Here is a 22,275-nt window from a genome sequence, read left to right as displayed (position 1 = left end):
GTGTCAGGCGCGGCGGGGTGTCAGGCGCGGCGGATGCGGGTCGGCGCCGGGAGCTGTCCGGCGACGATCGCGGCCAACGAGATTGTGAAGCCCAGGAGTTGGACCGGCCCGAGGGTCTGGTCGAGCAGCACGGCGCCGAGCACCGCGGCGACCAGCGGCGACAGCAGCACCAGCACGGCCACCGAGGTGACGGGCAGGCCGCCGATGCCGCGGAACCACAGGACGTACGAGGCGAGGCCGCCGATCAGGCCCATCCAGAGGTAGCCGAGCACGGCGTGCCCGTCGACCGCGGGCGGCGGCCCCTCGACGATCGCGGTGACCGGCACCAGGAACACTCCCCCCGCGGTGAGTTGCCAGCCCGCGAAGGCGGTGGGCCCGGCCCCGTCGGGGCGTCCCCACCGTTTGACGAGCGTCAGTCCGAACGCCATCGAGGCGGCGCTCCCGAGGCCTGCCGCGACACCGAGGAGGTCGAGCGCCGCGTTCGGGCCGATCACCACCAGGCCGACGCCGAGCACGCCCGCCGCCCCCCAGGCGAGGCGCCAGGCGGAGAGCGCCTCGCCCAGCACCGCCACGGCCAGGACGGCGACGACGAGCGGCTGGGCCGCGGCCAGCGTGGCGGCGACGCCACCGGGCAGGCGTTCGGCGGCGGCGAACAGCAGGGGGAAGGGCAGTCCGATGTTCAGCACGCCGAGCATGGCGGCCCTGCCCCACCAGGCGCCCCGCGGCAGGGTCCGGGCGAGGGCGAGCGCGACCAGGCCGGCGGGCAGCGCGCGCAGGACTCCCGCGAACAACGGGTGCCCCTGCGGGAGGAGTTCGGTGGTGACGACGTAGGTGGTGCCCCAGGCCATCGGGGCGAGGGCCGTCAGAAGGGTGCGGGGCAGGTGGCCGCGCGGGGCGGGGGCTCCACGGCCGCTGCGGGAGGCGGCGGCTCCACGGCCGCTGCGGGAGGCGGAAGCGGCCGGCCGCGCCGGTGAACTCGTCATACCGACCATCCCACCCGGCGGCGATCGATGAGTCCAACACATGCTTGTCACCGCACCGATCGTGATCCACGATGGATCCATGGAGCTCCAGCAGATGCGCTATGTCATCGCGGTCGCCGAGACGAACAGCTTCACCCGGGCCGCCGAGCGCTGCCTGGTGGTGCAGTCCGCCCTCAGCCACCAGATCGCCCGCCTGGAGCGGGAGTTGGGCGCAAAGCTGTTCGAACGGACCAGCCGCCGGGTGCGCCTGACCCCGGCCGGAGCGGCATTCCTCCCGGCCGCCCGGCAGTGCCTGGACGCCGCCGAACGCGCGGCCGCCGAGGTCGCCGCGGCCGTCGGCGAGGTCCGCGGACGGCTCGCGGTGGGCCTGATCCCCACGGTCGCCGCGGTCGACGTCCCGGAGGCGCTGCGCGACTTCCGCCACCGCTACCCGCGGGTGCGGATCAGCCTGCGGGTGGGCGCCAGCGAGGAACTCGCCGAGCAGGTCGAGCAGGGCACCCTCGACGCCGCCTTCCTCGGGCTGCCGACCACCGTACGGCCACGGGGTGTCGCCGCCCACGAACTCGCCCGCGACCGGCTCGTCGCCGTCGTCGCGCCGGACCATCCGCTCGCCGGCGAGGCCGCGGTGAGCCTGCGCCGGCTCGCCGCCGAGGTGTTCGTGGACCTGCCGGCCGGGACCGCCGGACGCGTCCAGTCCGACCAGGCCTTCGCCGCCGCCGGCCTCGACCGTGACGTCGCCTTCGAGGTGACCAACGCGGACTACATCGCCCGGCTCGTCGGCCAGGGCCTCGGCGTGGCCATGTTCGCCTCGTCCTTCGTGCCGTCGCTCACCGGCGTGGTCGCCGTCGAGGTCGCCGACGCGCCGGCCCGGGTCGAGTACGCGGTCTGGAGCCGTTCCGGCCGCACCCCGGCGGCGGCCGCCTTCCTGACCGCCCTCGGCATCCCCGCCGGGCCCGGGACGGAGTGATCCGGGGCCCGGGCGGGGCGATGCCCCCGGCCTGCAACGCGCTTTCGATCCAAGGGAGTTCACACCGGCGTTCCGGCCGGACCGGGGACCGGATCGGGCCGGCTCCGGGCCCCGGCATCGACGTCCGCAAGGACGGCGGCCGGGCCCGGGTCGACATCGCGGCCGACAAGGCCGACCTCAACGGCATCAACACCAAGTGGGTCCAGGGCCGCGGCACCGGGGACGGCAGGATCGAATCCCCCCGGAGGGCGTCCGCGTCCTGCGCGACGGCGGTCACGACCTCGGTACCCCCTGCGTGGACCGGCAAACCGATGGCCCCACCGGCGAGGGCGTGCGAGCATCGGCGCCGTGATCGAGGACGAGGAACCGGATGAGCTGTACGACTCCGACCTGATCGGCCGACGGCTGCTCCGGGTCACCACCGCCTGGCACCACTTCGGCGTGGACGAGCCCTCGTTGGTGCACCTGTGGCTCCATGTGGAGGGGCTCGGGCCGGTCCTGTTCCACACGCCCGGCACCGGACTGGCGCTGAGCATCGACCAGCCGCACGGGCCGTACTCGATGGACGAACACGGCAGCGTCCTGGTGACGGAGGACTCCCCGCGGGTGCCGCTGACCCGGTTCGTCGGGCAGCCGGTGCGCTCGGTGCGGGAGATCCGGTACGACGACGGCCGCGCCCGCTTCGTGGCCGGTCTGACGCTCCGGTTCCCCGGCGGGAGCGTGCGGTTGCTCGCCCTGGTGGACGACCTCGTCATCGCCGAGGAGGGCGAGCACCTCGGCGCCGTGGAGGCCCACCTGCGGGAGGACGTGATCCTCGCGAAGGTGGTGCGGACCCGCAGCGGCTGTCCGGCGCAGTGGGACGCCTGGACGACCGGCGGCCAGTACCTGTACCTCCGCTACCGCCACGGCGAGGGCAGCGTCGAGCAGCACCCCGGCGAGGACATCGACACCTGGGACGGCGAGGAGTCCAGGCTCTGGACCAGGTGGGACGACGGAACGGACGACGGCGTGATCGAGCTCGACGACTTCCTCGCCCTCGCGGGCCTGCGCCTCGCACCGGACGCGGAGATCTCCCAGGGCCGCGCGCCCCGCTCCCGGACCACCGGGAAGTCGGTTGTCCGGCACCCCGCCGGGGCGTGATGATCTCACTCATGCCTCACTCCAGCGACAGGCCCGCAGGCGGCCCCGCGGACGCCCGCGACTGGGCGCCGTACCCGAAGATCCCCGCCCGGGCCCGGCTCTCCGCCGCGACCGGGGTCCGTACGTGGGTGGCGGCCGAGAAGGTGCACGGCGCGAACCTCGCCGTCCTCTGCGACGCCACCGGCGCCCACCCCGCCAAGCGGCGCGAACTGCTCGACGGCGAGGCGCTGGACGGCTTCTTCGGCCTCGCCCGGATCTGGCCGGCGCTGTCCGTCGCCGCCGACCGCTGCGCCGCCGCGCTGCGTACGGCCTACGGCGCCGAACCCGGCAGCCCCGTGACGCTCTACGGCGAACTGGCCGGCGGCCGCTACCCGCACCCCGACGTACCCGCCTCCCCCGGGTCGCAGCCGGTGCAGACCGGAGTCTGGTACGGCCCCGGGCTGCACTGGTTCCCGTTCGACGCCACCGTCAGCGCGCCGCGCGGCACCTGCTGGGTGTCCGACGGGCGGCTGCGCGATGCGGCCGGGGCGGCGGGACTTCACTGCGCACCACTGCTCGGCCACGGCGGCCTCACCCGGCTGCAGGCGCTGTCGGCCGAGTTCGCGACCCGGCTGCCCGGCCTGCTCGGCCTTCCGGAACTGCCCGGCAACCTGGCGGAGGGGCTGGTGATCAAGCCCGCCGACGACTGGTGGACGTCGGACGGGCCCGAACGCCCGGTGGCCAAGGTGAAGCAGCCCGCCTTCGCCGAGGACGGGCGCTTCGCCGGCGCCCGCCCCTACCGTCCGCCGGCCGAGGGCGCGGCCGGCGTCCCCGGCTGGCTGCTGGCGCAGGCGGCCACGTTGCTCACCCCGACCCGGGCCGCCGCCGCGGTCGGCAAGCTCGGCCCGCACGCGACACCGCAGGAGGTGGCGGACGAGGTCACGGCCGACGTGGTCACCGAACTCGCCGAGGACCTCGGCGGCCTCGACACCGGTCAGCACCGGGCCCTCGCCGCCGCCCTCGCCCCGGGCGCCCTCGCCCTCGCCCGTCACGACGCCGCCGACCGCCGCACCCGCTGAGCGGCGAACCAGCTGAACCCACAACCCGCCGAGCGCCGTCGGCCGGCGCCTCGGCCGCCTTCCCGGGACGGCACCGGGACCGGTGCCGTCCCGGCACGCTCGGCGGACGTCGTCCCCCGGCTCCCCGGTTCAGGACGGACGCGTCTTGGCGGCGGCGCCGGGCCGTGGGCTGCCGTCGACCGCGACGCAGATGCCGAAGACCCGGTCGTGGTTGGTCCAGCCGTTGACGCGGCCGCGGTTGTTGCTGATCTGCACACGCCGCCTGGCCGGGTCCACGGACGACACCAGGTGCAGGTAGACCGTCCCGGAGACGCGGGCGAGGACGATGTCCCCGACCTCCAGCAGCGCCGGATCCACCGGGGCCACCACCACCGGCTGCTTGCTGCGGATCAGCGGCACCATCGACGACCCGCTCGGCCGGAACTCCACCGTGGCCCCACCGGCGACCCTGGCGGCCACCGCGTCCAATGCACCCATCCGGCGATGATGCCAACCGTGGTCGACTCGTCCCACCGATTTTCCCGGCCGGCGCCCGGCGGTACGGTTCCGCCCGTGACGTACCCCGAGCCCCGACCCGAGCCCGTACGGAGCGACGAGAACCTTGAGCTCTGGCGCGTTCCTGAAGTCCCTCACCGTCGGTGACCGGCTCTCGGGCACGGTCGCCTCGATCGAGCGGTTCGGCGTGTTCGTGGCACTGGACGAGGGCCCCGGTCACCCGACCTTCCCCGGCGTCGGGTTCATCACGATCCCCGAGCTGTCCTGGCACCGCTTCGAGGCGCCCGCCGGGATCGTCCGGGTGGGGCAGCGTGTGACCTGCGAGTTCATCCACTTCGACACCACGAACGGCGAGGCCCGGCTCTCCTTGCGGGCCACCCGGCCCGACCCCTTCCAGGCCTTCGCCGACGACACCCGGGTGGGCCGGACCCTGCGGGGACGGGTTACCCACCTGGTCCCGTTCGGCGCCTTCGTCGAGGTCGCCGACGGGGTCGAGGGGCTGATCCACCTGCGGGATCTCACCTCGACACCGGGCGCGGGCCCGCAGGACGTGGTCCGGGTCGGGAGGAGCTGACGGTCACCGTCCGGAATCTGGATCGCACACGATGCAGTCTTGCCCTCGCCCGGCGACCGCCGGGCTGACCCCACCCGACGGGTTCCCTGAATCTCTTCCCGCGGAGGCCGTGCCACACCGGGCATTCCGGATGATGATGGCTATAGGGGGTGGTGGGAGGCTGCCGAAGAAATCGAGCAGGGGCGCGGAAGGGGCGCGCGACATGGCGAACCTCGAAGTGCAGACCGGACTGCTGGTGCAGGTCCGGCCCGACTCCGACCTCGACCCGGAGGAGCACGCGGAGCTCACCGACCGGCTCCGCACCGAATTGCTGGACGATCTCGACCTGGCCGCCGTCGATCCCGTGGACGACCCGACCGCACCCGACGACGCGAAGGGTCTGGCGACCCTGGCCGGCTGGTTGATCGTCCAGTTCGGGACCTACGAGACGCTGCGTGGAGTGGTGAACGCCATCCGCCACTGGGTCGGCCGGACCGACCACGTCGTCGAGCTGACGTACGGCGGCGACGTCCTGAAGATCACCGCCGTGACGTCCGCGCAGCAGGAGAGGCTGATCGATGAGTGGCTCGCCCGTCACCCGGCCCGCGCCTGAGCTCCCCGACGGACGCCGCTACGCCCTGGTGGTCGCGACCACCCGGTACGGCGACGAATCGCTGCGCCAGTTACGGGCCCCGGCCCACGACGCGGACGAGCTGAGCACCGTCCTGGCCGACCCGGCCGTCGGCGGGTTCGAGGTCACCCGGGTGGTCGACCGGGCCGCCCAGGAGATCCGGCTGGCCGCCGAGGAGTTCCTCACCGACCGTGACCCCGACGACCTGCTGCTGGTGTACATCTCCTCCCACGGGCTGGTCGACGTCCGCCGCCGGCTCTACTTCGCCGCCACGGACACCCGCAAGTCCCGCCTCGCCGCCACCGGTGTCGAGTCGCAGTGGCTGCTCGACCTGATGGAGGACTGCCGGGCGCGACGCCTGGTGGTCATCCTGGACTGCTGCTTCAGCGGCGCGTTCTCCCGGGGGATCAAGGGCGAGGCCGATCTCGGACTGGGCGCGCACTTCCACGGCCAGGGCCGCGGCCGGGTGGTGCTGACGGCCTCACGCGGCAGCGAGTACTCCTTCGAGGGCGACCCGCTGCCCGGCGAGGTGCTGAGCGGCTCGGTGTTCACCAGCGCCATCGTCGACGGCATCCGCAGCGGCGCGGCCGACGGCGACAACGACGGCTACATCTCGGTCGACGACGCCTACGCCTACGCCTTCGACCAGTTACGCAACCAGGGCAGCCGCCAGACCCCGCAACGCTGGCTGTACGGGGCCGAGGGGGACATCCTGCTCGCCCGCAGCCCCTCCGGCATCACCGTCACCCCCGCGCCGCTCACCGAGGCCCTGCGCAGCGCCCTCGACAGCCCCCACCCGGCCGTCCGCCTCGGCGGGGTCGCCATCCTCGGCACCTGGCTGACCGGGGACGATCCCGCCCGGGCCCTCACCGCGCGTGAGGTCCTGCGGCAGACCGCGGAGACGGACATCCCCCAGGTGGCGTCGGCGGCCCGGACGCGTCTCGCGGAGAGCGGGGCCGAGGGTGAGGCGGAGGGCGAGGGCGAGGCGGAGACCGGGGAGGCCGGACCCGTCGCGACGAGTACGCCGGCCGAGCCACCGCCCGGGACCCACATCGCCGACACCTCGCCGACGCAGCTCGTACCGTCGCTCACCTCCCCGCCGACCGACGAGGAGACGTCCCACGGCCTCTTCCGGTCCCATCGGCTGCGGCGCCACAAGGGAGGCCCCCACCCGGCCACCGAGGCGACGCCGACAGCCGGGCCCGACGAGGAGAAGCCGCCGGCACCGGCGCCCGAACCCGAGCGGGTGCCTGAGCCGAAACCTGCGCCCGAGCCGAAGCCGGCCCCGGAGGAGCCCAGGGCGAAGGAGCCCGAACCCAAGGAACCTGAACCCAAGGAGCCCGAGCCTGCCGAGAAGCCCCCGCCCCCGGAACCCGCACCGGCGACGGACAGCGGCAAACCGAGCGCCACCGAGGAGGACGAGCCGCCGACGAAACCGCCCGGCGCCGTCCCGCCTCCGGGACCGCCGCACCCGCCCACCGGGGACGACGACGAGCCACCCGACCGGCCCCCACCACGCCGCTCACTACCCGGCAGCCGCCGCTCGCGCGCGATCGTCGCGGGCGTGGTGGGCCTGGTCGTGGCCGCGGTCATCGCGGTCGTGATGTCGTCCGGCACGTCCGACTCCCCGACCACGACGCCGACGCCGAGCCCCACCACCACTCAGAGTCAGGTCACCCCGCAGCCGACAACGAGCACCAATGTGCCTGTGAATCCGGCTTCGTTGGTCCCGGCCGACATCAAGGCGACAGGAAAATTGGTGGTCGCCGTGAATGCCAGGGCCGAGCCCATGGCGTTCGTCGACGAGAACGGTGAGCTCACCGGTGTGAACGTCGACCTGGTCAACGCTGTCGCGACCAGGCTGGCACTCGCTACCGAGATCGAGGACACCTCGTTGCCGTCAATCATCAATGGCACCGCTGCGCAGCAGTACCAGCTCGGCATGGGCGTGGCCGACACAATTGATCGCCAGCAGGCCGTCGACATCGTCGACTACTTCGTCTCCGGTACCTCCGTCGCGGTGCAGAAGGGTAACCCGGACCAGATCGATCCGAACAACATGTGCGGTGCGAAGATCGCCGTCGCAGCCGGCAGCTTCCAGGCCATCGAGGACATCCCCGAGCGCGACGACGAGTGCGCCAAGGCCGACCAGCCCTCCATCCAGAACGACGAGTTCAACGACTGGGCCGACGCCACCAACGCGGTCCTCGATGGTCTCGACCAAGCCCTGGTTGCTGACTCGGAGGTAGTCGACTATGCCGTCGAAAAGTCCGGCGGTGAGTTGGAGATGATCGGCAGCAGGTATGACGTCGTCCAGTACGGCATCCTGGTCGACAAGAACAGCCCGCTCACCCAGGCCATCCAGGGCGCCGTCCAAGCGATCATCGATGACGGCACCTACCAGCAGATCCTGACCAAGTGGGGCGTCCAGGCCGGCGCCGTCGCCGAGGCCCAGGTCAACGCCGCGACACGCTGACCGCGTCGCCCGGACCCGACGGGCCGACGCCGCCCCGGCCACCCGGCCGGCCGCTAAATGCGGGCGCCGGTCCGGTCCGCCCTGCTTGGATGGCCGGCATGAGCGACATCACGCCCCGCCGGATCGCCATCGTGCTCTTCCCGGACGTCGAGGAGTTGGACGCCTTCGGCCCGTGGGAGGTGCTGTCCTACTGGACGCGCACGTTCCCCGAGGACGGCTGGCGGGTGGACTGCGTCTCCGCCGACGGCGCCCCGGTGCACTGCGCGAAGGGCCTCACCGTCCTGCCGCACCTGTCCCGCGAGGAGTTGCCCGCGCCCGACGTCGTCCTGCACCCGGGCGGCCGGGGGACCCGTCCTCTACTGGAGGACGAGGCGCACCTCGCCTGGATCCGCGAGCTCACCTCGGCGGCCACGCTGACGACCAGCGTCTGCACCGGCGCGCTCGTGCTGGCCCGGCTGGGGTTGCTGCGCGACCGGCCGGCCACCACCCACTGGGCGTCCCTGGACCTGCTCGCCGAACTGGAGCCCACGGCGGAGGTCCGCCGGGAGGACCGGTTCGTCGACGACGGCGACCTCATCACCTCGGCCGGCATCTCGGCGGGCATCGACATGGCCCTCCACCTCGTCGCCCGCCTGAGCTCCCCGGAACGCGCCCGCCAGGTCCGCCGCGGTATCCAGTACGACCCCGAGCCGCCCGTCTGACCGCCCGGCGGTCAACGCCCCGCGCCCCGGGGCTCGGCCTCGGGGCGCGGGACGCCGACGGGAGATCAGGACGACGTCAGCGGAACCGTCAACGCCCCTGGAGGGACTTGACGTTGTCGCCGAAGCTCCAGCCCCTGGAGCCGTCCCAGTTGATCGACCAGGTCATGAGCCCCTTCAGCGAACCGCCGAAGGCGTTCCACGACTGGCTGACCAGGCTCGGCGCCATGTGGCCGCCGCCCGCGCCCGGCTGGGCCGGCAGGCCGGGGACCTGCTTGTCGTAGGGCACCTTGATGGTGGTGCCCTGGATGACCAGACCGTTGTTCAGGCATTCGGTCTGCTTGGTGAAGCCCTGGACGGTGCCGGCCTGGTAGGAGTCGCCGGAGCAGCCGTACATGCTGCCGTTGTAGTACTGCATGTTGAGCCACCACAGGCGGCCGTTGTCGGCGTACTTCTTGATGATCGGCAGGTAGGAGCCCCAGATCGAGCCGTAGGTGACGCTCCCGCCGGTGACGTACGCGGTCTCGGGGGCCATGGTCAGGCCGAAGCCCGCGGGCATCTGGGCCAGCACGCCGTCGATGATGCGGATCAGGTTGGACTGGGAGGCGGACAGCGTGTTGATGTTGCCGCTTCCGGACAGGCCGGTCTCGATGTCGATGTCGATCCCGTCGAAGTTGTACTTCTTGAGGATCGGGACGACGGTCGCCACGAACTTGTCGGCCACGGTGCTGGAGCTGAGGTCGATGCCCGCGGTGGCGCCGCCGATCGACATCAGGATCGTCGCGCCGGCGGCCTTGGCCTGGCACATCTCGGCGGGGGTGGAGACCTTGACGCCGGCGTCCATGCCGTCCTGCCACAGGACGGTGCCGTCGGAGAGGATCACCGGGAACGCGGCGTTGATGACGTTGTAGCCGTGCGCGGCGATCCGGCTGTCGGTGATGGGGACCCAGCCCATGCCCGGGTGGACGCCGTTGGCGGCGCCGTCCCAGTTCTCCCAGTACCCCTGGAGGACCTTGCCCGAGGGCTTGGGCTTCGTGGGGCAGGTCTCACCCGGCGGCGTCGTGGTGGGCGGGGCCGTCGTGGTGGGCGGCGCGGTGGTGGTCGGCGGAGCCGTGGTGGTGGGCGGGGCCGTGGTCGGCGGGGTGGTGGTCGGCGTGGGGCTGCTGCCGCCGGGGCCGCTGAGCGACACGTCGTCCGCGTAGAACGCGGGCTGCCCGTACCAGCCGTGCAGGTAGACGGTCACCGAGGTGGTGTTCGCCCCGGTGCTGAAGCTCACGTTGAGCTGGCCGTACGAGGCGCTGTTCGCCGTCCAGGTGGACGTGGTGCCGGTGATGCCGGTGCCGGTGGCGCCCAGGTAGACGTAGCTGCCCTGGACGTAGGCGCTCAGCGTGTACTGGGAGTTGGGCTGCACGTTGACGGTCTGGGAACACTGGGCGTTGTCCAGGCCGGTCGGCGTGGCCTTGAGCGCGGAGGTGCCGGCGTGGACCGGGCTGCCGACGACCGCGCCGGAGCCGCCGGAGCAGGTCCAGCCGGAGAGTCCGTTCTCGAATCCGGGGTTGGCCACCAGGTTGGTGGTGGCGGCCCCGGCCGTGACGGAGCCGGCCACGGTGATGCCGGCACCGATGACGGCGGCGGCGCTCAGCGCGGCGAGGGAGCGCCTCAGGACGGCCGGTCCGTGCGTCCCATGGGTGGTCCGGTTCACCTGCGCCGCGCGCTCCACACCCGCGCGCCACGGGCAGGCGGCCCGGAGCGGCTCACTCCCGTCGCCGTGGTCGCCTTCGAGCCGGCCGGGCTCCGGACGAGGACGGAAATCGCCCGACGAACGCGGAGTGCGTGACCTCCGACGGAACATGCTGTGCTCCCTTCCCGCCGAGCGCCATGGACATGACCATCGCGTGGGGGCGTGACGCCCGGCTACGGGGTGAGGTGGGGACATGTGGGGCTGTACCGGTCCGGATCGTAGGAGCGCCGGCAAGGCACGTCAATAGGTCTGGACCAATCCCGAGGTCCGCACCCCTCCCGGCGAGGTGATCCGCCGAAGTTCCGCGAGCGGGACGGCCGGTGAGTCCCTGACGCAACGCCACCCCGGCGCCGCGTCCGGCGCCGGGGTGACCGGGGGTGGGCCGGGGTCAGCCCATGCTCTTCGCGCCGTCCAGGCCCTCGCGGACGATGTCGGCGTGGCCGGAGTGCTGGGCGGTCTCGGCGATGACGTGGAGCAGGACGCGGCGGGCGGACCAGCGGGCGCCGGGCTCGAACCACGGGGCCGGCGGCAGCGGGTGCGAGACGTCCAGGTCGGGCAGGACGGCGACCAGTTCGTCGGTCCGGCGGGCCACCTCCTCGTACGCGGCCAGCACGCCGGCCAGCGTCTCGCCGGGCAGCATCGAGAACTGGGCGGCGCGTTCCGCGAAGTCCGCCTCGGTCATCGCGGTGAAGTCCGGGAACGCCGACGGGCCTTCCAGGATGAAGTTCACCCAGGTCTGCTCGGTCGCCGCGACGTGCTTGATCAGACCGCCCACACACAGCTCACTGACGGTGCTCCGCTTCCCGGCCTGCTCGTCCGTCAGGTCGCGGGTGGTGAGACGGAGGAAGTACCGCTGCTTGCCGAGCTGCTCCAACAGGTCGCGCCGCTCGCCACTGACGGCCGGCGCCGCGGGGGTGGTGGACTCGGTGGTCGCGGTGGTGTTCTCGCTCATGTTCTCCGCCTTCGTGGGGTGTTCGTCCATCGACAAGGCCTACGGTACGAGCCATGTGGGTCAGATCGTGTCCTAGTTGACCGGACCCGCCGGGCCCGCCGTCCTGTCGGAGCCGTGGCCTACAGTCGGCTGCCATGGCGATGCGCGTGGTCCTCTCCCCTACCCGGCCGTCCGAGCTCGCGGACGCCGCGCAGATCGGGGCGTTGACCGCGGCCGTCGACGTCGCGCTCCAGCGGCCGAAGCGGTCCTCCCTCACCAGGGGTGACGGGCGGGTGGTGACCGCCGCCTGCTCGCTCGCCGCCTATCCGGCCCCGGACGGCGGGCACAGGTGGGCCGTCCGCACCGTGTCCGACGACGGGGTCGAGTATCTGGACGCCGCGGACCGCGGACCGGCCGAGGAGGAGTACGAGCGCCGGGTGCGCGAACTGGCGGGGCGGGGCACGCCCGAGCTGCCCTGGTGGGGCGAGAGCGACGTGCCGGGCGTCGCGGTCGGGTCCTTCACCTACGCCGTGGAGTTCAGCGAGGACGACGGTGACACCTGGGTCCTGGACATCCGCAGTACGGACTACCTGGTGGAGCGGCCGTTCGCGCGGGAGGCCGAATGCCTGCTGGCCGAGCACGCGGTCGGCGCGGCGCTGGAAGGCCGGCGGCGCACCTGGCGGGTCCGCCTCTGGGCGGGCACACCACCCCCGGCCGACCCACCGGACAGCTCGTCGGCCATGCTTCCCGCCGGCCCGCCCACCGCCGAGGTCTGCCGAATGATCGCCGACCTGGGGGACCTGCCGCTGATGTGAACCGGCAGGGTTCGGGGCGCCGGACGGCCTCCAGGGCGAGCCGGCCGGGCCGGCGGGTGGGGCCGGCGATTCGGGTCGCCGGGTCGGGTCAGCGGGGGCGGCAGCCGGTGAGGGCCTCCCAGCGGTCGCGGGCCGCCTCCAGATCGGCGTCGAGGTCGGCCAGTTCGGCGCTGTCGGTGTGCCGGGCGGCGACGGCCTCCAGGTGGGCGCGGGCCTTGTCCTGGGCCGCGGTGTCGGCGCGGGCCTTGTCCGCGGCGGTCTCGGCCTGGCGGATGGCGTCCTCCCGGTTGTGGCGGAACTCGTTCTCGTCGGCGACGGCGTTCTGGATCCGGACGCTGAACCGGCGCACGTCCTCCTCCTCGAAGTCCTCGCCGGTGTAGTCGGGCAGTTCCACCCTGCCGTCCGACCGGGTCAGGTAGATGTACATCTTGCTGCTGTTCCGGGCGAGTTCGAACCGCGCGGCGAGGCCCGCCAGCGGCATCTGCGTGTCCTTGAACACCAGCACGTGCTCGTACAGGGCGACTTCGCCCAGTTCGGCGACCAGGCCGCCCCGGCCGGGCCGGCGCAGTCTGGCGACCGCGCGCTCGGCGGCGACGACCGCGGCGTGGTGCGCCTGGTCGGCCTGCTTCACCCGGGTCTCGGCCCGCGCCAGTTCGGTACGGGCCCGGCCGTGGCCGGTCCGATGGGCGCCGCGGGCGTCGTCGAGCTCCTGACGGTCCTTGCTGTGGGCGCCGGCGAAGGCGAACCGCCACGCCCCGGGGTACCGTCTGCGCCACCACGCCACCCCGATCGCTGCGACGAGGACCAGGGCCACCATCCATCCGACCATGCCCGCACACCTTCCCACCTCGACGTACAGCGGTCCGGCGCCGTGGCCGAACCGGCCTCCCGAATATCGGGGGTGACGGGCGTCACGTCAATGGTGCGAGAACACCTCGCGTGAGCTGCGGGGTGGTCGACGTGAGGAGCGCCGGGCGACGAGGGCCGCACGGGCCCGGGCGGTGTCCTCGCGACCGCGTCCGTCCTGCCCACGGAGCGGGCCCGCCCCGCCGTCCGGAGCCCTGCGGCGCGACTTCCCCGGCCCCGGCCCGCCCGGAACGGATCAGCGCCGGAGCATCGTCCGGCGCAGGGTCACGCGGGTGCCGCCGGCGGCGGGGAACGCGAATTCGACCTCGTCCATCAACCGCCGCATGAGCGGGACGCCCCGCCCGTACGGCCGGTGGCGGGCCTCCGGGTCGAAGCCCGGGCCGTGGTCGGCGACCGTGGCCGTGACCCGCCCCGCCTCGGCCGCGAGGTCGATCGTCACCGCGGGTTTCTCCCTCACCGCGCCGTGCCGGACGGCGTTGAGGACCGCCTCCAGCACCGCGCCGTTGACCTCGGACCGCTCGGCCTCGCCGAAGGGCAGCGGGTCGAGGAAGACGCGGAGCACGTCCCGCACCCGGGCGAGGCCGGGATCCTGGTCGGCCCGGAAGATCAGCCTCACGGCCACGCCGCAGCACGGCCCGCCCGCGTCGGTGGTCACGGACACACGCGCCTCCCCTTACCCGGTCAAGCGATTCGCCCGGTACATCCCCGCGGCCCGGAACGGCCAACCTCGCTCCATCGGGTGAACGGGGCACCCGGCCCGGCGTGCCCGTAACGGCGAGGCGACCGCCGTCGACGCGGCGCCCGGCGTCTCCCACCCCCGTGCGCACCCCGCGCACGGGGGTGCCCCTACGCCCTACGCCCAGGTCTCGCCGAACTGCTTCCAGGCGGTGCGGACGTCGAAGACGTCGAAGCCGTCCGCACGGCGCACGATGTGCTGGACCCCCTCCGAGGCCGAGTACCGCAGGAACCCGACCCACCCCCGGGTGGTCGCCTGCCGGAGGATCCACCCGACGACCTCCATCACCACTCCGAACTCCTCCTCGTGGACGCAGGCCCGGACGGTCAGCGCCCAGGGCTCCTGCCCCACCCGGCCCGGCCGGTCCACGGCCCGGACCAGCTGCGACTGGTTCACCCCGGGGAAGGCGAGACTCGCCGCACCCCCGGCGAGGATCGGCCACGGCTCCCCCCACGGCTCCCAGTCCGCCGACGCCGGCGCCTGCGACATCTCCCCCTCCCCCAACAGCCACCGCAGCTCCCGCAGCGCCGGCTCCGGCAGGTCCGCCGGCAGGTCGACGGTCAGGAACAGATCGTGGTAGTCGCTCACACCACGGACCCTAGCCGGGGCCTACGACAACCGGCCGCGGGCGCCCGTCAGAGGTCGTACGGGTACAGGGCCACGTCAGGCGCCGGCCTCGCCGGTGAGGGGGCGGTTCTGGAGGTGGCGGAGGTGGTTCTCGAACACCTCGCGGGGGTCGGCGCCCGAGCGGGCGACGAGGACCAGGGCGGTGACGGCGACGTCGCAGGCCTCGGCCAGGACGTCGTCCAGGGTGTGGGAGAACCCCTTGCGCGGGTTGAGGCCGAGCATTCCGATGGCGGCCTCGGCGACCTCGCCGCTCTCCTCCGCGAGTTTGAGGGCCTGCACCAGCACCATCTTCTCGCGGGACACCGGTGAGTGGGAATTGAGCTTCTGGGCAAGGGAGTTGATGACCGTCCAGGAATCCATGGGGCCGCATCCTGCCCGTGTTCGAACCGGTCGTTCAAGCCGGGAGGTTCCGGGCCACCCGGCCCGAACAGGTTGTTTTCGAGCACCGCCCGGCGCTCGCTGTCGGTCCGGCCCGCTATCGTTCCGGCCATGCCGGTCATCGCATACCCGCCGCAAGTCGTTCGACACGCGGACGGCGCGGCAAACGGCTCCCCGGCCTCCGGAGAGGGTCCCGCCGACATGCGAAGCCACCTGCGAACGGAACTGCTGCCCCCGCCCGTGAGCCCTCGGCGGCTGGACGAACTCCGCCACGCCATCGAGCGGATCGCCGATCTGGTGCTCGCCGGTTCCGAGGCCGCCGACGGGGAGATCCGGGCGTTCAACGCGGCGACGGGGCACGACTACACCACCCTCGACTTCGCCGAGTACGAGGGCAGCCGGAGCGTGGACGCGTTCGCCCTGGAGGCCGCCCTGCCCGCCCGGCCGCGGGTCGCGGACGTGACCACGGAGGAGCTGGTCGAGCTCGTCCACCGGATCCTGGCCGCCGACCCGGAGACCGACCACTACCTCCGGCTGCTCGGGGCGAACGTCCCGCACCCCGGAGTGGGCGGCCTGATCTTCCGTCCCCCGGCCCACCTGCGGAACGCCTCCGCCGAGCGGATCGTCCAGGAGGCCCTCGCCTACCGTCCGTTCGCCCTCTGAGCGCGGCGGCCCGGGCGGTTCGCCTCCCCGGCGCCGCGGCCGTCCCGCGGGCCGCGGCACCGGGGCGTCCGTGCGGGCTCAGCCGAAGAGGCCGGTGAAGCGGCGGACCGAGGCCGACAGGGTGCCGCCGGCACGGTCGCGGCGTTCGGTGGCCGGCGAGGGCTCGGGCGTGGTGACGGGGTGGGCGCCGCGGGCGGGGTCGGGGGCCGGGGGCGCGGGTTCCTGCACGCGGGCGGCCTCGGCGCGCACCAGGGCGCTCATGGCGGAGTAGACGTCGATGGGCATGGCTGATCTCCTGCGGTGTGCGGATGCGGTGTCCGGACGCGTCTGCGATTGCGTCCGCGGACGCGGTGCACCGGGGGCGCTGTCCGGACGCGGTGTCCGGAGTCGGACGGTGGTCGCGGCGGGCCGGGGCCCGGCTCCGCACGTCCGGCGCACGGCGCGCCGTCACACGGGCGGTCCGGGTGTCCGGCCGGGCACCGTCAGCAGCGCAGGACCGTCCTCCGGCCGCCCGCGCCCTCGGGGGCGACCCGCTCCTCGGACCGCCGCGCGGGGAGGACGGGCCCGGCGGCCGTGGCGCTCGCCGCGGCCAGGAGCGCTTCGGACTGACCGGCCGTCAGCGGCCGTGGCCGGCCGGTGCGGTGACCGCGGTGGTCGCGGCGGCGGTCGGAGGGATCGGCGGGCTCGCACGGTCCGGCGGAGCCGTCCGGATCGGGGGTGGCCGGTGACGGCGCCGAGGGGCCCGTTCCGCCGCCCGCCGGTTCCTCGACGACGGCGCACAGCGCGCCGGGCGCCGTCCCGAGGGCCGCGGTGGCATCGGTCCCGCCCAGCAGGGCCAGCGCGGCACCCAGCAGCACCGTGACCACGAACCGGGCCACGGAGCAGCCGAGCCGAGTCGTGCGCCCCATGCGGAACCTTCCCAGGAGTTCGCCCCCAGCCAACCCCTCCCCGCCCTCCGGAGCACCCCCGCCTCACCCGTCGGTGACGGGGTTTCACCCGACCGGGGCAATCCGGGGCCGAAATCGGTCACGCTCCGCTACCAAGCAGTCAGGGCGGCGGGCCGTGCCGCAGACCCCTTGACCGGGATTCCCGCTGGTCAGGTAGGTTGGGTGAACTCGAACAAGGAGTCGCCATGTCCGCTCGCCCCCGTGTGCTGTTCGTGTCCGACCTCGGCTACCAGGCCAAGGGCCGGCGGTACTGCGACGAGGACATCTTCCTGACCTCGCGGCTTCGGGACGGCTTCGACCTCGCGGTGTGCCACCCCCTGGACGCCGCCGCGCTGATGGACTCCTTCGACGTGGTCGTGGTCCGCAACAGCGGCCCGGTCCTGCACTACCGGGAGGCGTACGACGCCTTCCGCGCGCGGGCGCGGGAGCGCGGCACGCGGGTCTACAACCCGCTCACCGGGCGCGGCGACATGGCCGGCAAGCAGTACCTGCTGGACCTGACCACCGCGGGATATCCGGTGATCCCGACCGTGGACCGCGCCGAGGACCTGCACCGGCTGCCCGCCGCCGGCTCGTACGTGGTCAAGCCGAAGGCGGGCGCGGACTCGATCGGGCTGGCGTTCCTCGGCCAGGAGCGGCTCGGCGACCTGGCGTACGGGGAGGTGCTGGTGCAGCCGCGGATCGACTTCCGCTACGAGGTGTCGTTCTACTACGTCGACGACGCCTTCCAGTACGCGCTGCACGCGCCCGACCCGGAGCGCCGCTGGGTGCTGGAGCCGTACCGCCCGAGCGCCGAGGACCTCGCCTTCGCCGACCGCTTCATCGCCTGGAACACCCTCGACCACGGCATCCAGCGCGTCGACGCCTGCCGCACCCGCGAGGGCGGGCTGCTGCTGGTCGAGTTGGAGGACCTCAACCCCTACCTCTCCCTCGACCTGCTCGACGACCCCACCCGGGACGCCTTCGTGGCCGCCATGGCCACCTCCCTCCGCCGCTACCTGGAGACCCCGGGCACTCCGGCCTCCGGCACTCACTAGACTCCCGCGCGTGATCGAGCTCCTCGACCACCAGGACCTGCCGACCCGGCCGCCGGGGAGACGAAGGCCGGGGGGCTCAAGTCGGGGCGGGGAGGAGGAGTTCGGCCCAGACGGTCTTGCCGTGGGCGGCCTGGTCGCAGCCCCAGCGGTCGGCGAGGGCCGCGACGATCCGCAGGCCGCGGCCGCCGGTGTCGGTGGGGGCGCCGGTGGACCGGAGGACCGGAGGGGTGCGGGAGGAGTCCCGCACCGAGATCCGCAGCCGGTCCGGCTCCAACCGGAGGCTCAGGCCCACGAACCGGCAGTCGGTGTGCCGGCGGACGTTGCCGATCAGCTCGGACGTGATGAGCAGCGCGTCCTCGCGCACACCGTCGGCCACCCGGGCGGTCAGCGCCCCGGACACCAGGCGGCGCGCCTCGCCCGCGCTCTCCGGACGGTTGCACAGGTTCCGGTTGAGGGTGAGGGGGCGTTCCGGTGGCGCCGCCACCGCGGTGGGCGCCGTGGAGCACGGGACCGTACGGGAGTTGTCGGGCATCTCGCTCCCACCTCCGTGAACGGGGCCGTGCGCCGCGTCACGGTTCCGGGCGCGGCGCACGGGGAAGTGTTGAGGCACCGTCGGCCGACAGGCGCCTCGTTGGACTGACATGTATTCAACTTCCGGGCGTGCCGCGCGGGAACCGGGCATGCTGCGCCGCAGTGTGAACGCCGTGAAAGCTCGTGGACGGGAGCGACCGATGGGTGCCAGGACACCGAACGCGGGGCTGGCCGCGCTGCTCACCGAGGCCCGGTGGACCAGGACCCAACTGGCCCAGGCCGTGAACCGCGCGGGCCGGGAGATCGGGCTCGACCTGCGGTACGACCACTCGGCGGTCTCGCACTGGGTGCGCGGCACCCGGCCGAACGACCAGGTCCGGCCGGTCGTCTGCGCGGCCCTCACCCGCCGGCTCGGGCGGACGGTGACACCGGCCGAGGCAGGGTTCTCCGGTCCGGACGAGGACCTGCTGCACCCCGGTTCGGGCGACGTCGTGGCGGAGGTCGTCAATCTCGGGAGGGCCGACATGGACCCGTCGCGGCGCAGCGTGCTCAAGACCGGCCTGTACTCGGCGGCCCTCGGGGTGCCCGGGTTCGCCGACCTGGCCGAGCGCGTGGACGCCACCTCCGCGGCCGCCGCCCGGACCGTCCGGGTGGGCGGCGGCGAGGTGGACACCGTGCGGACGATGACCGTCCGGATCGCGGACATCCTGGACGAGCTCGGCGCCGGCCACGCCCGCCCGATGGCGGCGGCGTTCCTCACCAACACCGTGGGCACCTACCTGCGGGCGGACTGCGCGCCCGGGGTGCGGTCCGGCATGCTGTCCGCCGCCTCCGACCTGGTCTACCTGATGGGCTGGATGGCGATGTACGAGATCCAGCACGGCCTCGGGCAGAGCTACTACCACCGCGCGCTCGAACTGGCCGCCGCCGCGGGCGATCACGTCACCTACTGCCGCACCCTGCGCGGCATGGCCCTGCAGGCCGCCGACCTCAAGTACGGGCGCAAGGCGCTCAACCTGGCCGACGCGGCCGCCGAGGCCGCGCCGACGTCCGGCCCGCGGCTGCGCGCGTTCCTGGCCGGGCAGCAGGCCCACGGCGCCGCGCTGGTCGGCGACCGCCGGCTGGCCTTCGCCCGGCTGCGGGAGACCGAGGACGCGCTGGCGAAGGCCGACGGCCGCAACGACCACGTCGGCGGGTACGACGCCGCGGCCTACCACTTCCACGTCTCCTCCGTGCTGTACGCCCTGGGGGACGTGCCCGGCTCGATCACGGCGATGCAGCGCTCCCAGCGGCTGCGTCCGCCGGTGGAGAAGCAGGGCCGGGCGCACGCCAACGGGGTTCTGGCCCAGCGGCAGTTGGAGGTCGGGCACGTCGAACGGGCGGCCACCACCTGGCACGCGTTCCTGGACGACTACGAGACCCTGTCCTCGGCCCGCGCCGACGACCACTTCCGGGAGCTGCGGGCCCGCGTCCGCCCGTACTCCGGCAACGCGCGGATGCGGGAACTGGACGAGCGGGCGCGGGCCCTGGCGGCCTCCAAGGCCTGACCCCCGCCTACTCCGGCCCGCCGTCGAGCAGCGGCGGCCGGCCCGTCGTCCAGACCGGCCGGATGGCGACCTGCCGGAAGAGCCAGCCCTCGGGCGCGCGGAGGAGGTCGGCGTGGAAGGTGGCGCCGACGACGAAGAGCGGGTCGGCGTCGGCGCCGTGGGCCTCGAGGGTGGTGTCGAGGTGGACGTGGGTCATCACGGCGTTCCAGGAGGCGGTGGCCGTGGCCCGGTCGGGCGCGACCTCGGTGATGACGTCGGTGGCGATGTGCTGGGTGCGGGCGAACCGGTTCAGGGCCTCCTCGGTGTGCCGCAGCAGGGCCTCCTGGCCGTCGGTCGTCCCGATCGGGGTGACGGTGCGGATGTCGTCCGTGGTGAAGCGCCTGACCCGGTCCAGGTCGAACGTCCGCTCGTCGAGGGAGCGGAAGTGCCGGCTGACGAGGAGGCTGATGTCCGTGTGATCCGTGTGCGTGGTCATGGCGCAAGCCTGCTCCTTGAAGCCGACTTGAAGTCAAGGGTGGCTCAGTAGGCGGGCCATGTCGGTGGCGTGCGGTTCACTCCTGGGCATGGACATCACCTCTCACCCCATCGCGGTCGGGTCCCGCCCCACCGCGGTCGAGCGGTTGGTCGCGCTGACGGGCCGGCGGGCCGCGCCCCGCCCGTTCGACTGGGACTCCGTGGAGCGGCGGCTCGGTACGCGGATACCGCAGGACTACAAGCGACTGGCGGAGGCCTTCGGCGCGGGCTCCTTCGACCACGACCTCGAACTCCTTGCTCCGGGGGCGGGATTGCTGGACCTCACGCGGATCACCGCCGACCGCTCGGACTTCGCCGACCCCGCGCCGCCCGGCGGGCCTGAGTTCGTACTGATCGAGTGGGCGTCGACCTCGGCCGAGCACTCGCTCTGCTGGCTCGTGACGGAGCACGACCCGGACCGCTGGCCGGTCCACGCCCGGTACGACAAGTTCGATCCGTGGGAGCGCTTCGACTGCTCCGCCTCGGAGTTCCTCCACGCGATGCTCACCGACCCGCACCACCCGTACTCGCTCGCCGAGGCCTTCGAGACCCACTGGTTCACGTCGATCGACGAGATCGCGCAGGCTGCGCAGGAGTTCTGGGACGACTACCACCCGCGTCCCTGAGCCCGAGGGCGTGGCCTCTGGCGGGCGGGCCGCCTCAGGCGCGGTGCGCCTCGGTGCCGCCGTGCAGCAGTGCAGCAGTGCAGCAGTGCCTCCAGGCTGCGCCGCGTGTCCTTGCTCAGCGACTCCACGCCTCCGGCACGGCCACTCCCCCTCGTCCTGTTCCCGACCCCGGTCACCACGGGACCACCGCCGAGGCCGGAGTCCACCCGGTGCCGTCCCGACGTGCCCGGCGCGTCGTGCTTCCGCGGCGGCGTGGATCCTACCCGGGTCGTCCCCTGGCCACGGACAACGCGGTGCCTGGCGGGGTGCGGGCCGGTCTGCGGCCCCTGACCGCCCAGGCACGGGCGGTGAACCCGATCGACCCGTCCGAGCGCCGCGGGACGGCTGCGCCGAGTTCGTCACGGACCCGGTCGCGCTCCACCGGGGCGAGCGAGGCGACGAAGGCCGGCGCCGGGCCCTGCCCCGCCAGGAACGGGGCCCACAGGTCGTCGAAGTCGGCGAAGACCGTGGGCACCTCGATCGCCGTGGTCGCGACGTCGACGAGCCCGGCGGCGGCCCACAGCCCCCGTAGCGCCTCCGGCCGACACAGCGGGAAGCGCCGCCCCTCGTCCAGCGCCGCCGCGGACGGCACCGCCCTGCCGGCCGCGTCCCAGAAGCGGCGCAGGAACCCCATCCCGTCGGCGTAGTCCCATACGTACGCCGCGACCGTGCCGCCGGGCCGGACCGAGCCGACCATGGCGGCCACGACCGCCGCCGGACCGGGGAGGAAGTTCAGCGTCAGGGCGCTGACCGCGACGTCGAAGGACCCGTCCCGAACCGGGAGCGCCGTCGCGTCCGCCACGACGAAACGGCAGGCCGACCCGGCCGACCCACGGTCGGCCGAGCCACGGTCGGCCGCCGAACGGTCGTCCGCCGTACAGCCGGCGGCCGCGCCGTCGGCGGCCGCCCGGGCGAACGCCTCCGACCGGTCGACGCCCAGTACCAGCCGGGGCCGGCACCGATCGGCCACCACGCCGGCCAGCACACCGGTCCCGCTGCCCACGTCCAGCCAGCGCAGCTCGTCCCCGCACCCGAGCCACGGCGCGAACTCCCGCGCGACGAGCCGGCTCCACCGGCCCATGTAGCGGTCGTAGGCCGCGCCGACCGTCCACATCTCGGATCTCGTCCGTTCCATGCGCACCACGATCCCGCGCCCACCGCCCCGCGGCCTCCCGGCACACCCGCCCCGGCCGGTTCGACGGGCCCGCGCGTGGCCGGTCCCGGCCCATCGGGCCCGGCGGTCACCGCCGGGACGCGTCGGCGGCCTCCCGCACCC

General features: G+C 73.7%; 25 protein-coding genes. 12 read left to right on the top strand and 13 right to left on the bottom strand.

The features are described from left to right. Positions 1-20: 20 nt before the first annotated feature. Positions 21-983, bottom strand: a complete 963-nt coding sequence (locus tag ACWEQL_RS00945; RefSeq protein ID WP_452147982.1) for an EamA family transporter — start codon at positions 981-983, stop codon at positions 21-23. A 79-nt stretch (positions 984-1,062) separates the two neighbouring features. Here ACWEQL_RS00945 and ACWEQL_RS00940 point away from each other — a divergent pair, with 79 nt between their 5' ends. From ACWEQL_RS00940 to ACWEQL_RS00930, 3 genes are all read left to right on the top strand, one after another. Then, positions 1,063-1,950: a LysR family transcriptional regulator gene (locus ACWEQL_RS00940; RefSeq protein WP_452147981.1), complete on the top strand. Its 888-nt coding sequence runs from the start codon at positions 1,063-1,065 to the stop codon at positions 1,948-1,950. A gap of 348 nt (positions 1,951-2,298) precedes the next feature. Then, a complete protein-coding gene (locus ACWEQL_RS00935; RefSeq protein WP_452147980.1) occupies positions 2,299-3,090 on the top strand; it encodes a hypothetical protein in 792 nt (263 codons plus the stop codon). A gap of 11 nt (positions 3,091-3,101) precedes the next feature. Continuing rightward, positions 3,102-4,148: an RNA ligase family protein gene (locus tag ACWEQL_RS00930; RefSeq protein ID WP_452147979.1), complete on the top strand. Its 1,047-nt coding sequence runs from the start codon at positions 3,102-3,104 to the stop codon at positions 4,146-4,148. Between the two features lie 129 nt (positions 4,149-4,277). Here ACWEQL_RS00930 and ACWEQL_RS00925 read toward each other — a convergent pair whose 3' ends face one another. Next, entirely contained in the window at positions 4,278-4,625 is a 348-nt protein-coding gene (locus ACWEQL_RS00925; protein WP_452147978.1) for a S26 family signal peptidase, read from the bottom strand. Positions 4,626-4,749: 124 nt separating this feature from the next. Here ACWEQL_RS00925 and ACWEQL_RS00920 point away from each other — a divergent pair, with 124 nt between their 5' ends. The 4 genes from ACWEQL_RS00920 to ACWEQL_RS00905 all read left to right on the top strand — a co-directional run bounded on the left by ACWEQL_RS00920 (position 4,750) and on the right by ACWEQL_RS00905 (position 9,004). Then, positions 4,750-5,217, top strand: a complete 468-nt coding sequence (locus tag ACWEQL_RS00920; RefSeq protein WP_452147977.1) for a S1 RNA-binding domain-containing protein — start codon at positions 4,750-4,752, stop codon at positions 5,215-5,217. Between the two features lie 202 nt (positions 5,218-5,419). Then, on the top strand, positions 5,420-5,809 hold the full coding sequence (locus ACWEQL_RS00915; protein WP_452147976.1) for a hypothetical protein: 390 nt from the start codon (positions 5,420-5,422) through the stop codon (positions 5,807-5,809). Further along, positions 5,775-8,303 (top strand): caspase, EACC1-associated type, encoded by a 2,529-nt coding sequence (locus ACWEQL_RS00910; RefSeq protein WP_452147975.1) that lies wholly within the window; start codon positions 5,775-5,777, stop codon positions 8,301-8,303. The genes ACWEQL_RS00915 and ACWEQL_RS00910 overlap by 35 nt, the downstream gene beginning before the upstream one ends. A gap of 98 nt (positions 8,304-8,401) precedes the next feature. Then, entirely contained in the window at positions 8,402-9,004 is a 603-nt protein-coding gene (locus tag ACWEQL_RS00905) for a DJ-1/PfpI family protein (protein ID WP_452147974.1), read from the top strand. An 88-nt stretch (positions 9,005-9,092) separates the two neighbouring features. On the opposite strand, the gene ACWEQL_RS00900 is transcribed toward ACWEQL_RS00905, so the two are convergent. Beyond that, positions 9,093-10,703: a carbohydrate binding domain-containing protein gene (locus ACWEQL_RS00900; RefSeq protein WP_452147973.1), complete on the bottom strand. Its 1,611-nt coding sequence runs from the start codon at positions 10,701-10,703 to the stop codon at positions 9,093-9,095. A 427-nt stretch (positions 10,704-11,130) separates the two neighbouring features. Continuing rightward, on the bottom strand, positions 11,131-11,694 hold the full coding sequence (locus ACWEQL_RS00895; protein ID WP_452148055.1) for a DinB family protein: 564 nt from the start codon (positions 11,692-11,694) through the stop codon (positions 11,131-11,133). 134 nt (positions 11,695-11,828) lie between these two features. Between ACWEQL_RS00895 and ACWEQL_RS00890 the strand changes: the two genes are divergently transcribed. After that, a complete protein-coding gene (locus tag ACWEQL_RS00890) occupies positions 11,829-12,488 on the top strand; it encodes a hypothetical protein (RefSeq protein WP_452147972.1) in 660 nt (219 codons plus the stop codon). An 88-nt stretch (positions 12,489-12,576) separates the two neighbouring features. Here ACWEQL_RS00890 and ACWEQL_RS00885 read toward each other — a convergent pair whose 3' ends face one another. The 4 genes from ACWEQL_RS00885 to ACWEQL_RS00870 all read right to left on the bottom strand — a co-directional run bounded on the left by ACWEQL_RS00885 (position 12,577) and on the right by ACWEQL_RS00870 (position 15,078). Next, entirely contained in the window at positions 12,577-13,317 is a 741-nt protein-coding gene (locus ACWEQL_RS00885) for a hypothetical protein (RefSeq protein ID WP_452147971.1), read from the bottom strand. Positions 13,318-13,590: 273 nt separating this feature from the next. Beyond that, complete coding sequence (locus ACWEQL_RS00880) at positions 13,591-14,016, bottom strand: ATP-binding protein (protein ID WP_452147970.1); 426 nt, start codon at positions 14,014-14,016, stop codon at positions 13,591-13,593. A 192-nt stretch (positions 14,017-14,208) separates the two neighbouring features. After that, entirely contained in the window at positions 14,209-14,679 is a 471-nt protein-coding gene (locus ACWEQL_RS00875; protein ID WP_452147969.1) for a hypothetical protein, read from the bottom strand. 75 nt (positions 14,680-14,754) lie between these two features. After that, complete coding sequence (locus ACWEQL_RS00870) at positions 14,755-15,078, bottom strand: MazG-like family protein (RefSeq protein ID WP_452147968.1); 324 nt, start codon at positions 15,076-15,078, stop codon at positions 14,755-14,757. 219 nt (positions 15,079-15,297) lie between these two features. Between ACWEQL_RS00870 and ACWEQL_RS00865 the strand changes: the two genes are divergently transcribed. Then, positions 15,298-15,759 (top strand): hypothetical protein, encoded by a 462-nt coding sequence (locus tag ACWEQL_RS00865; RefSeq protein WP_452147967.1) that lies wholly within the window; start codon positions 15,298-15,300, stop codon positions 15,757-15,759. 78 nt (positions 15,760-15,837) lie between these two features. On the opposite strand, the gene ACWEQL_RS00860 is transcribed toward ACWEQL_RS00865, so the two are convergent. Beyond that, a complete protein-coding gene (locus tag ACWEQL_RS00860; protein WP_452147966.1) occupies positions 15,838-16,044 on the bottom strand; it encodes a hypothetical protein in 207 nt (68 codons plus the stop codon). A 197-nt stretch (positions 16,045-16,241) separates the two neighbouring features. Continuing rightward, a complete protein-coding gene (locus ACWEQL_RS00855; protein WP_452147965.1) occupies positions 16,242-16,667 on the bottom strand; it encodes a hypothetical protein in 426 nt (141 codons plus the stop codon). Positions 16,668-16,891: 224 nt separating this feature from the next. Here ACWEQL_RS00855 and ACWEQL_RS00850 point away from each other — a divergent pair, with 224 nt between their 5' ends. Next, on the top strand, positions 16,892-17,743 hold the full coding sequence (locus ACWEQL_RS00850) for a hypothetical protein (RefSeq protein ID WP_452147964.1): 852 nt from the start codon (positions 16,892-16,894) through the stop codon (positions 17,741-17,743). A 76-nt stretch (positions 17,744-17,819) separates the two neighbouring features. On the opposite strand, the gene ACWEQL_RS00845 is transcribed toward ACWEQL_RS00850, so the two are convergent. Then, positions 17,820-18,275, bottom strand: a complete 456-nt coding sequence (locus ACWEQL_RS00845; protein ID WP_452147963.1) for an ATP-binding protein — start codon at positions 18,273-18,275, stop codon at positions 17,820-17,822. Between the two features lie 199 nt (positions 18,276-18,474). Here ACWEQL_RS00845 and ACWEQL_RS00840 point away from each other — a divergent pair, with 199 nt between their 5' ends. After that, positions 18,475-19,821 carry a hypothetical protein gene (locus ACWEQL_RS00840; RefSeq protein WP_452147962.1) on the top strand — a complete coding sequence of 449 codons (1,347 nt, stop codon included), beginning with the start codon at positions 18,475-18,477 and terminating at the stop codon, positions 19,819-19,821. Between the two features lie 7 nt (positions 19,822-19,828). Here ACWEQL_RS00840 and ACWEQL_RS00835 read toward each other — a convergent pair whose 3' ends face one another. Next, positions 19,829-20,296, bottom strand: a complete 468-nt coding sequence (locus tag ACWEQL_RS00835) for a nuclear transport factor 2 family protein (RefSeq protein WP_452147961.1) — start codon at positions 20,294-20,296, stop codon at positions 19,829-19,831. A gap of 88 nt (positions 20,297-20,384) precedes the next feature. Here ACWEQL_RS00835 and ACWEQL_RS00830 point away from each other — a divergent pair, with 88 nt between their 5' ends. Next, positions 20,385-20,960, top strand: a complete 576-nt coding sequence (locus ACWEQL_RS00830; RefSeq protein WP_452147960.1) for an SMI1/KNR4 family protein — start codon at positions 20,385-20,387, stop codon at positions 20,958-20,960. Between the two features lie 259 nt (positions 20,961-21,219). Here the strand turns inward: ACWEQL_RS00830 and ACWEQL_RS00825 are convergent, their stop codons facing one another. After that, the gene (locus ACWEQL_RS00825; protein WP_452147959.1) at positions 21,220-22,134 is read right to left on the bottom strand and encodes a class I SAM-dependent methyltransferase; all 915 of its coding nucleotides are present in this window, start codon (positions 22,132-22,134) and stop codon (positions 21,220-21,222) included. Between the last annotated feature and the right edge of the window lie 141 nt (positions 22,135-22,275).

This window comes from Kitasatospora sp. NPDC004240, assembly GCF_053603215.1.
The sequence above is the reverse complement of the archived record's forward strand: the minus strand, read 5'-3'. Positions and strand labels throughout refer to the sequence as shown.